Source organism: Micromonospora antibiotica, assembly GCF_017599305.1.
Taxonomy (GTDB): domain Bacteria; phylum Actinomycetota; class Actinomycetes; order Mycobacteriales; family Micromonosporaceae; genus Micromonospora; species Micromonospora antibiotica.
This window is the reverse complement of the sequence record NZ_JAGFWR010000047.1, coordinates 1-9,108: the sequence shown is the minus strand read 5'-3', so window position 1 is coordinate 9,108 and position 9,108 is coordinate 1. Positions and strand designations below refer to the sequence as shown.

Here is a 9,108-nt window from a genome sequence, read left to right as displayed (position 1 = left end):
CCGACGCCGCGCCAACTCACCCGCGATGTCACCAGAAGTCACCGCCACCCCAGCGGGAACCCCCTCCAACAACGCCACCAGAGCCGGACCATGCGATTCACCTGCAGTCAGCCAACGCAACACCGTCACCACCCCCCGTCAGGTCCGCGCACCGGGCAGGGCGTGCGCCGTCCCGGCGCCGGCCGGCACCCGGGCCGGCGGGGCGGCACCGGCGGTAGCCGGGTTCCCCACCTCGGCCAGGTAGCGGGCGTGGGCGGCGGCGAGGTGGCCGCCGGTCCGGGCGGTGCTGATCAGCACCGCCATGTTGGCCCGGGACGAGCGGCCCTGGGTGGCCGCGTCGACAGCACGCATGAGGTACTTCGTGATGGCGTTGCCGCGTACCCCGTCGCGTCGGGCGGCCGACATCGCCTCGACGATGGCCCGGTCGACCTCGGCGTCGTCCACCGCCTCCTCGGCGTCGACCGGGGTGGTGATCAGGAAGGAGCTGTGGTTGCCCAGCGCCCAGTGGTTCTCCACCGCGCGGGCGACGACCGTGTCGTCGTCGAGGCGGCAGGGGCTGGGGATGCCGCTGGAGACGCAGTAGAAGGCCGGAAAGTCGTCGGAGCGGTAGGAGACCACCGGCACCGAGTGGGTCTCCAGATATTCCATGGTCAGTCCGAGGTCGAGGATCTTCTTGGCCCCGGCGCACACCACGGCGACCCGGGAACGGGTGAACTGGACGAGGTCCGAGGAGATGTCCATGCTGGTCTCCGCGCCGCGGTGGACCCCGCCGATGCCGGCGGACGCGAAGAACGCGATGCCGGCGAGGTCCGCCGCGATCAGTGAACTCGCCACGGTCAGCGCGCCCATGCCGCCCCGGGCGAGCGCCACCGGCAGGTCCCGGGCGCTCACCTTGGGGATGCCCGGTGTGGAGGCGAACCGTTCGATGTCCGCTGCGGTCATGCCGACCCGGATCACCCCGTCGTCGACCGCGACCGTCGCCGGCACCGCGCCGCCCTCCCGGACGGCATCTTCGACCCGGTGCGCGGTGGCGGCGTTGTCCGGGTAACGCAGGCCGTGGGTGATCACGTTGGATTCCAGCGTCACCACCGCCCGCCCCTCGGCAAGGGCGTCGGCGACCTCCTCACTCAGCCGCACCTCGACGGTGGAGTGGACGTTGCGTGTCATGCGGGCTCCTCGGTCGGTCCGGTCCGGGCCGGTCGGGTTCGGTGTCGGGCAGCTCGGGACCGGTTTCGGGCAGGTCGGTTGCGGGTCGTCGGCGGGGCCGGCCCGTCGGTGGGTCGGGGGCGGTGTGGGCCGGGGACCGGCTCACTCCTCCAGGACCGCTTCCAGTGCGACGGAGACCGCGTCCTCGTCGCAGCCGAAGGCTCTGGTCATGGCGCGGGTGACGGCGGTCACCAGCCGGTTGTGCTGCTCGTCGGTCAGGGCGATCGGCAGGTGGCTGATGCTCACGTGCGGTCGGACCGGGCGACGCCGGGACCGGGCGGGCAGCGCCGCCACCACCTGGTGGACCCCCGGCTCGCGCAGCACCCCGTAGTGGTCGGCGGCCAGGTCGACGACGACGGGGGAGAGGTTGCGGCGGGCGACGGGGGTGTCGAGGAAGGACTCCTGGTCACCCCGGGTGCGTAGCACCGTCACCGGGGCCCGCACCGGCCGCCTGGCGAGTTCGTCCTCGGTGTGGCGCAGCCCGTACGTGCGGGCGACGACCCCGGTGATCCGGCGGACCAGCGGCAGGTCCAGGGCGGGGAAGTGCCGTTGGACGAACCCGGTGAAGCTCTCCTCGTCCACGACGGTGGCCAGGCACTCCTCGATCACCGGCCCGCTGACCGTCCCCGCGAACACGGAACACAGCACGGCCAGGTACGTCGGGTTGGCGAAGCTCGCCGTGCCGACCGTGGCCGGGTCCTGCGGCACCCCTACCCGGGGTGATCCGGGGGCGATCAGGACGAGTTGGTCGACCTGCTCGCCGGCCTGCTCCAACTGGTACGCCGCCTCCACCGCGACCCGGGTGCCGAACGAGTAACCCCACAGCGTGTAGGGGCCACGGGGTTGCCGTTCCCGGATCGCCCGCACGTCCTCGGCCGCCATCCGGGCGATCGTCCGGTAGGGCTCCTCGCCCGGGTTCACGCCGTGGGCCTGCACGCCGTGGAAGGGCCGGCCGACCGTGCCGGCGAGCAGCCGCAGGTTCATCGGGTAGCCGCCGAGGCCCGGCCAGCAGTAGACGGAGCGACCCTCCCGGGCCGGCGCCAACGGCACCAGCCGGGACCTGCTGACCTGGTCGCGTTGGGAGACGCGCCGGGCCAGCTGGGCCACCGTCGGGCTGTCGAAGATGACCTGCATGGGCAGCGTCGCGCCGAACACCCGGTTGAGTCGGTTGATCAGGGCGACGGCGATCAGCGAGTTGCCACCGCAGGCGAAGAAGTCGTCGTGGACGGAGACGTCGTCCTGGCGGACCGCCTCGGCCCACAGGCGGGCGATGCGGCGTTCCAGGTCGGTGCGGGGCGCCACGAACGGCCGTTGCGGGCCGGGGTCGTCGGCGACCCGGGCGGCGAGTGCCGTGAGGTCGGTCTTGCCGTTGGCGGTCAGCGGCATCCGGTCGACGATCACCACCTTGTTGGGCAGCATGTAGTCCGGCAGCCGACCGGCCAGGTCGTCGCGGATCAGCTCCGCCGGACCCTTCATGTGTACGACGTCCTCCTTCATGCCCCGGCCGGCCACCTGGGCGGCACTGACCCGCCCACCCACGGCGAAGTACGACGGACCGTCGGGTAGCCCGTGCCGGCGCAGGATGCCCCGGATGCGGTGCGCCGAGGGCAGGTCGTGACCGGTGTCGGAGCTGTAGCCGGAGGACATGAAGCCGAAGCCGAGGTCGTTCATGGACAGCCGTTGCAGGGCGCGGCCCAGGTCGACGTAGCGCCGCCACCGGGTCGACGTGGTGCTGATCATGCTGATGCCGATCGCGGCCCGGTCGTACACCTGCTGGTTGATCGCGATGACGTGCTGGCGCAGCACCAGGGCGTCGTCGATGCGGACCAGGTCGCCGTCACGGTGCAGGTACTGCCCCGGGGCCAGGTCCCCGCCCCGGTCCGGGTGGACCTGGACGTACACGTCGATCTCGTCGGGCGGTGGCGGGGCGTACGGCGTCAGCGCGAAGCTGCCGAGGTAGAGGTCCTCGTCGGCGCAGTCGAGGTGCCGGATGGTCTGCGGGGTGTGGTCGGCGGCCGTGACGGTCAGCCCGTACCCGGGCAGGACCTGTTCCAGCAGGCCGACCAGGTGGCCGGTCTCGATCTCCAACACCTCGCGGATGTTGTTCTGGTAGACCGGTTCGATGGCCCGTCGCCGGCCGACGAGGTGCAGCCGGACGGTCGGTTCGGGCCGGGACGCGGCCGGGCCGATCCGGACCAGTTCGTGGGTGAGCGGATGGTGGTAGTAGTAGCCGGACGGTAGCCCCCACAGCTGGTGGATCTCCAGGTAGACCTGGGTGGCGTTGAGCGCCCCCGGTGAGGCGTAGCCGTACTTGGGCAGCAGCCGCTCGTCGCTGACGAACTGCCCGAGGTAGCGGATGATCTCCCCGAAGGTGGCCAGGTCGAGCTGTGCGAGCGGGCGCGGCGGCACCGGGCCGGGCTCGGCCGGGCGCAGCAGTGCCAGCAGGTCGGCGCGGGTGACCGGCGGGCCCTCGTAGAACCGGTACGTCTTGCGGGCGAACACCCGCCGTACCTGCTCCTCGGTGGGTTCGGCCCCGGGCAGTGCGAGCACCGGCCGCCCGGCCAGCTCCTGCGGGGTACGCACCCCGCCGTGCGACAACTGGGCCCGGACCTGGAGCCGGCTCTCCTTCGACCGGTGGTGGGCCCCCTGCCGCCCCTGGTCCATCAGCGCCGCCTCACGCGGGTTGAGTTCGACGACGGCGAGCAGGTGCGGGTGGCCGGTACGCGGGTCGTCGCGGACCAGTACCCCCGCGTGCCGGACCCACTGGTGGGCCTCCACGGCGAGGCGCACCTCGTCGAGTTCGACCCGGAACCCGCGCAGCTTCACCTGGTTGTCGACCCGACCGACGAACCGTACGGTGCCGTCGGCCTGCCAGGCGGCCAGGTCACCGGTGCGGTAGAGCCGTTCGCCGGTGACCGGGTCGGGCACGAACCGTTGCGCGGTCAACGCCGGCCGGTGCAGGTAGCCCCGGGCGAGCTGGACGCCGCCGATGAGCAGTTCCCCGACGGCCTCCCCGGTGACCGGGGCGTCGTCGGTGTCGACGATGACGTAGCGCAGGCCGGTGACGGGCCGCCCGATCGACACGGACTGCTGCGTGGGGTCGAGGGTCGCCGGGTCGACGGTGAACGCCGACGAGTTGATCGTGCACTCGGTGGGGCCGTAGAGGTTGACCAGGGTGGCGGGGTGCGCCGCGAGCACGTCGGCGGCGAGTGTGGTGGACAGCGCCTCACCACCGGTGAAGATCTGCCGCAGGCTGGTGCAGGTGCCGAGGCGTTCGGTGTCGACCAGCGCCCGCAGCAGGGTCGGTACGCACTGCAGGGCGGTGACGCCGTGCCGTCGGATGGTCTCGATGATGGCCTCGGGGTCGCGGTGCAGGCCCGGGGTGCCGGCGACGACGGTGCCGCCGCAGGCCGGGGCGAGGATCTCCCACTGTGCCGCGTCGAAGCTCATCGGGGTCTTCTGGAGGATGACGGCCTCGTCGAGGCGGTAGGTGTCCCGCAGCCACCGCAGTTGGCTGACGATGCTGCGGTGCTCGATCATCACGCCCTTGGGTCGACCGGTGCTGCCGGAGGTGTAGATGACGTAGGCGAGATGGCCGGGCCGTGGCCCCCGGCGGGGCACGTCGGGTGGGGCCGTGTCGTGCCACACGCTCAGCGGCACGATGGCGGTGCCGGGCGGGACCAGGTCCGACAGCCGTTCGACGAGGTCGTCCTGGGCGACGACGACGCGCAACCCGGCGTCGGTGGCCATGTAGCGCAGGCGTTCGTCGGGATAGTCGGGGGCCAGGGGCAGGTAGGCGGCCGACGCGTACAGGATTCCCCAGGCCCCGACGACGAGTGCGGCGGACGGCTCGGCGAAGAGTCCGATCCGGTCGTCGGGGCCGGTGCCCCGCTCGCGGAGCTGGGCCGCGAGGGTGCGGGCCCGGCGGGCCAGTTCCCGTCGGGTGATCCCCTCCGGTCCGTGCCGGACGGCGATCGCGTCGGGGTCCGCCCGGACCTGCTCGTCGAGCAGGTCCGGCAGGGTCACGTCGGCCGGGTCGTGCGTGCCGGTGGCCGGTTCAAGGGTGTCGGTGGTCGACTGGTGGGCTTCGGTGGTGGCGGGCGTGGTAAGCATGCTTCCCCCTGTGGTGGGTGACGCCTCACCGGCTGGTCAGCGCCCGTGACGCCACCGGCACCGGGTCGGGTGGCGGAGCCGGCGGGGACGACCTGCGCTGGGCGAGGGCGACTGCGGCGACGATGACCAGGGCTCCGACGAGCTGGGTGACGCTGAGTCGTTGGTCGAGGAAGGCGAAGCCCAGCAGGCTGGCGACGATCGGGCTGACCAGGCTGAGGAAGGAGGCGGCCAGGGCGGGCAGCCGTTCCAGCCCGCGGAACCAGACCGCGTAGCCGAACAGCGATCCGACGATCCCCAGGTAGGCGAGGCCGGCCAGGTTGGGACCGGTGAGGCGGTCCGGCAGCCCTTCCATCAGCAGGGTGGTGGGGAGCAGGACCAGCCCGCCGGCGGTCAGCTGCCAACCGGTGAACTGCAACACCCCCACCCCCGGCGGTCGCGCCCAGCGTTTGGTCAGCACGATCCCGCTGGCCATGCTGGCCGCGCCGGCCAGGGCCGCGATCACGCCGAGCGGGTCGAGCGCGGCGGTCGGGCGCAGCACGAGCAGCGCGACCCCGGTCGCCCCGAGCAGGCACGCCATGACGTGCAGCGGCCGGATGCGGTCGCGCAGCAGCAGCGCCGCGAGGATCAGCACCAGCATCGGCTGGAACGACATGATCAGGGCCGCGACGCCACCGGGCAGCCGGTAGGCCGCGATGAAGAGCAGCACGAAGAACAGACCGATGTTGAGGGTGCCGAGCACCAGCGCCCGCCAGATCCACGCGCCGCGCGGCACCACCCGCCCGAGCGCCATCAGGGCGAGCCCGGCGGGCAGGGCACGGGCCAGGGCGGCCAGGTAGGGCCGGCCCGGGGGCAGCAACTCGGTGGTGACGAGGTAGGTGCTGCCCCAGATCGCGGGGGCCAGCGCGGTGATCCCGACGTCGCCGATTCCGCCGCGCCTCATCGGGGCTGGTCCGTGCCGAAGTAGCGGTCACCGAAGTCGCCGATGCCGGGCACCATGTAGGCGTCGGCGTTGAGGCGCTCCTCGATGGCGGAGGTGACGATCCGGACCCGGGGGTGCTGGGCGTGCACGGCGCTGATGCCCTCCGGCGAGGAGAGCAGGGTGACGAAGACGACGTCCTCCTCGAAGACCCCGTACTCACGTAGCAGCGCGAGGGCGGCCAGCGCGGTGCCGCCGGTGGCGAGCATCGGGTCCAGCAGCAGCACCTGGGACATGGCGATGTCCGGGGGCAGGGCCGCGTAGTGGAAGTGCGGCAGTTTCGTCGTCTTGTCCCGCTGGATGAGGATCTTGCCGATCCGGGTCTGCGGCAGCATGGCCCGCAGTTCGCCCTCCATGCTCTCACCGGCGCGGGCGATGGACACCCCGCAGACCGGTGCGGCCGGGCGCAGCCCGTGGTAGGTCTGCCCGACCGGGGTGCGCACCTGCTGGGGGACGACCGGGAGCAGGTCGAGGGCGGTGTCGAGGAGCTGCCGGAAGATCTGGGCGGAGGTCTGCACGAAGTCGGCCCGGGAGGCGTCGCGGTCCCGGATGACGGTGTGCAGCGAGCGCAGCCGGTTGGTCTGCGGCAACAGGTGCAGCCGGCTGGCCACGGCCGGTCCGGCCACGGCGGGGTCGGTCACGGTGGGGTGGATGGCGGTGTCGGTCATGGCTCTCAGTCCTGTCCGGCGAGGTCGGCGAACGCCTGGCGGGCGGCGGTGACGAACTGGCGCACCTTGGCGCGGTCCTTGCGGCGGTCGGGGCCCTCCAGCCCGGTGTGCGCGTCGACGGCGGCGGGGCGTACCGCCGCGATGGCCGCCGCCACGTTGTCGGGGTTCAGGCCACCGGCGAGCATCAACGGTCGGGGCGCGACGCGGACCAGCTCGGCGCTGACCGACCAGTCGTGGACCAGACCGGTCGCGCCCTTGGCCCCGGTGGCGGGGTTGAAGCTGTCGGTGATGTACATGTCGACCCACTCGGCGCTCTCATCGACGATCTTGACCAGCTCGTCGAGGTTGTCGGACTTGACCACGAGGCTCTTGAGCACGTAGAGGTCGGGGTCGATCCGGCGCAGCTTCTCCAACTGGGCGGGGTCCACGTCGCCGTGCAGCTGCACGGCGGTGACGCCGAGTTCGGCGCAGAACTGCCTGATCTCCTCGGCCTCGGTGAGGTAGGTGATCAGGACGCCCCGGTGCCGGGGCTGGATCGCCGCGACGATGGCGGCCGCGTCAGCCTCGGACAGGTCCTCGTTCTTCGCCGGCAACCGCAGGGCGAACCCCAGCCAGTCGGCGCCCTCCGCACAGATCAGGTCGGCCTCCTCCTGGTCGATGACCCCGGCGACCTGGATCAGTCCCTGCATCTGGTTCTCCCTTTCTGGAAAGCCGGCGGAAATCCCGCGTGGCGCATTGACACATCGGTGGCGTCCGGAGATCCGAGAAGGACTCGTCCGGGCCCTCGTATCGACAGGAGAAACGTACGAAACTGCGGTGCCGGTGGACAGGCCCATGTGCGGGAATGCGTCGGTGCCACTTTGCCGGCGAGTGGCCCGGCCATGGCACCACGGCACCCCGTACCGCCTGATCGCGGCGGAGCCGAATCGGATTCACCAAGTCATTCGTTGATTTCTCGCGAACAGTTCGTGAATGGCACCGCCGCATTGAGCGCGAACTGTCGCCCGTCGACGGACACGCCGTCACGGGGATTCCCGGGAATTGCCGGGCCGGCTTGCTATCACTGGGGCCGAGGAGGTCTACAAGTGACACAGAGTTCCATGCCCGCCGCGGTGCCCGTGACCGTGGCCGACCCACACCCCCGCCGTCGGATCGACCTGTGCGGGACCCACCTCTCGTACGTCGACGTGGGCGACGGGGAACCGATCGTGTTCCTGCACGGCAACCCCACGTCCTCGTACCTGTGGCGCAACGTCATCCCGGCGGTCCGCGACCTGGGCCGCTGCCTCGCCCCCGACCTGGTCGGGATGGGCGACTCCGGGCCGGCGCCCGACGGCGGCTACCGCTTCACCGACCAGGCGCGCTATCTCGACGCCTGGTTCGACGCCGTGGTGGGCGACCGACCGGTCACCCTGGTGCTGCACGACTGGGGTTCGGCGCTGGGCTTCCACTGGGCGGCCCGCCATCCCGAACGGGTCCGGGCCGTCGCCTACCTGGAGGCGATCGTCCAGCCCCGCCGGTGGAGCGACTTCGAGGCCGGCCGGGACCAGCTCTTCCGCGCCATGCGCTCGCCCGACGGGGAACGCCTGGTGCTCCAGGAGAACTTCTTCGTCGAGGTGGTGCTGCCGCGTAGCGTGGTGCGCCCCCTGTCGGAGGCGGAACTGGACCACTACCGTCGGCCCTTCGGCGACCCCGACTCGCGCCGACCGACCCTGATGTTCCCCCGGGAGCTGCCCATCGAGGGCGAACCGGCCGACGTGACCGCCATCGTCGAGGAGTACGGCCGCTGGCTGGCCGCCTCCCCGGTGCCGAAGCTGCTGGTGGTCGCCGAGCCGGGGGCGTTGCTCACCGGCCGGGCCCTGGCGTTCGCCCGGACCTTCCCCAACCAGCGCGAGGTCACCGTCACCGGCAGCCACTACGTGCAGGAGGACTCACCGGACGAGATCGGGGCCGCCCTGCGGGACTTCGTCACCGCCCTCTGAGGACAGCCGTGGGGCGGGCGGTGGAACCGCCCGCCCCACGGACTCGTGTTTTGACCGTCGGGGGGATTCGTGGTGGTGGAGGTCTAGCGGAATGGGGAGGACCCTGTCCATGATCTGAGTTCTCACACAAAGATCATCAATGGGCAGGGTCCTCGATGAGGAG

At 71.8% G+C, this 9,108-nt stretch carries 7 protein-coding genes; 1 reads left to right on the top strand and 6 read right to left on the bottom strand.

Going from position 1 to position 9,108, the window contains the following annotated elements:
- The 6 genes from JQN83_RS32395 to JQN83_RS32370 all read right to left on the bottom strand — a co-directional run.
- A partial coding sequence (locus tag JQN83_RS32395; protein WP_208570962.1) for a chorismate synthase occupies positions 1–123 on the bottom strand: 123 nt, incomplete at its 3' end.
- Positions 124–138: 15 nt separating this feature from the next.
- Positions 139–1,167, bottom strand: a complete 1,029-nt coding sequence (locus JQN83_RS32390) for a pseudouridine-5'-phosphate glycosidase (RefSeq protein WP_208570960.1) — start codon at positions 1,165–1,167, stop codon at positions 139–141.
- A 141-nt stretch (positions 1,168–1,308) separates the two neighbouring features.
- Positions 1,309–5,319 carry an amino acid adenylation domain-containing protein gene (locus JQN83_RS32385; RefSeq protein ID WP_208570959.1) on the bottom strand — a complete coding sequence of 1,337 codons (4,011 nt, stop codon included), beginning with the start codon at positions 5,317–5,319 and terminating at the stop codon, positions 1,309–1,311.
- A 25-nt stretch (positions 5,320–5,344) separates the two neighbouring features.
- Positions 5,345–6,259, bottom strand: a complete 915-nt coding sequence (locus tag JQN83_RS32380; protein WP_208570958.1) for an EamA family transporter — start codon at positions 6,257–6,259, stop codon at positions 5,345–5,347.
- Positions 6,256–6,963, bottom strand: a complete 708-nt coding sequence (gene upp, locus JQN83_RS32375; RefSeq protein WP_208570957.1) for a uracil phosphoribosyltransferase — start codon at positions 6,961–6,963, stop codon at positions 6,256–6,258. Before upp ends, JQN83_RS32380 begins: the two co-directional genes overlap by 4 nt.
- Positions 6,964–6,968: 5 nt before the next feature.
- On the bottom strand, positions 6,969–7,652 hold the full coding sequence (locus JQN83_RS32370) for a phosphoribosylanthranilate isomerase (protein ID WP_208570956.1): 684 nt from the start codon (positions 7,650–7,652) through the stop codon (positions 6,969–6,971).
- A 396-nt stretch (positions 7,653–8,048) separates the two neighbouring features.
- On the opposite strand from JQN83_RS32370, the gene JQN83_RS32365 reads away from it, so the two are divergent.
- Positions 8,049–8,945: a haloalkane dehalogenase gene (locus JQN83_RS32365; RefSeq protein WP_219463149.1), complete on the top strand. Its 897-nt coding sequence runs from the start codon at positions 8,049–8,051 to the stop codon at positions 8,943–8,945.
- The last annotated feature ends 163 nt before the right edge of the window (positions 8,946–9,108 follow it).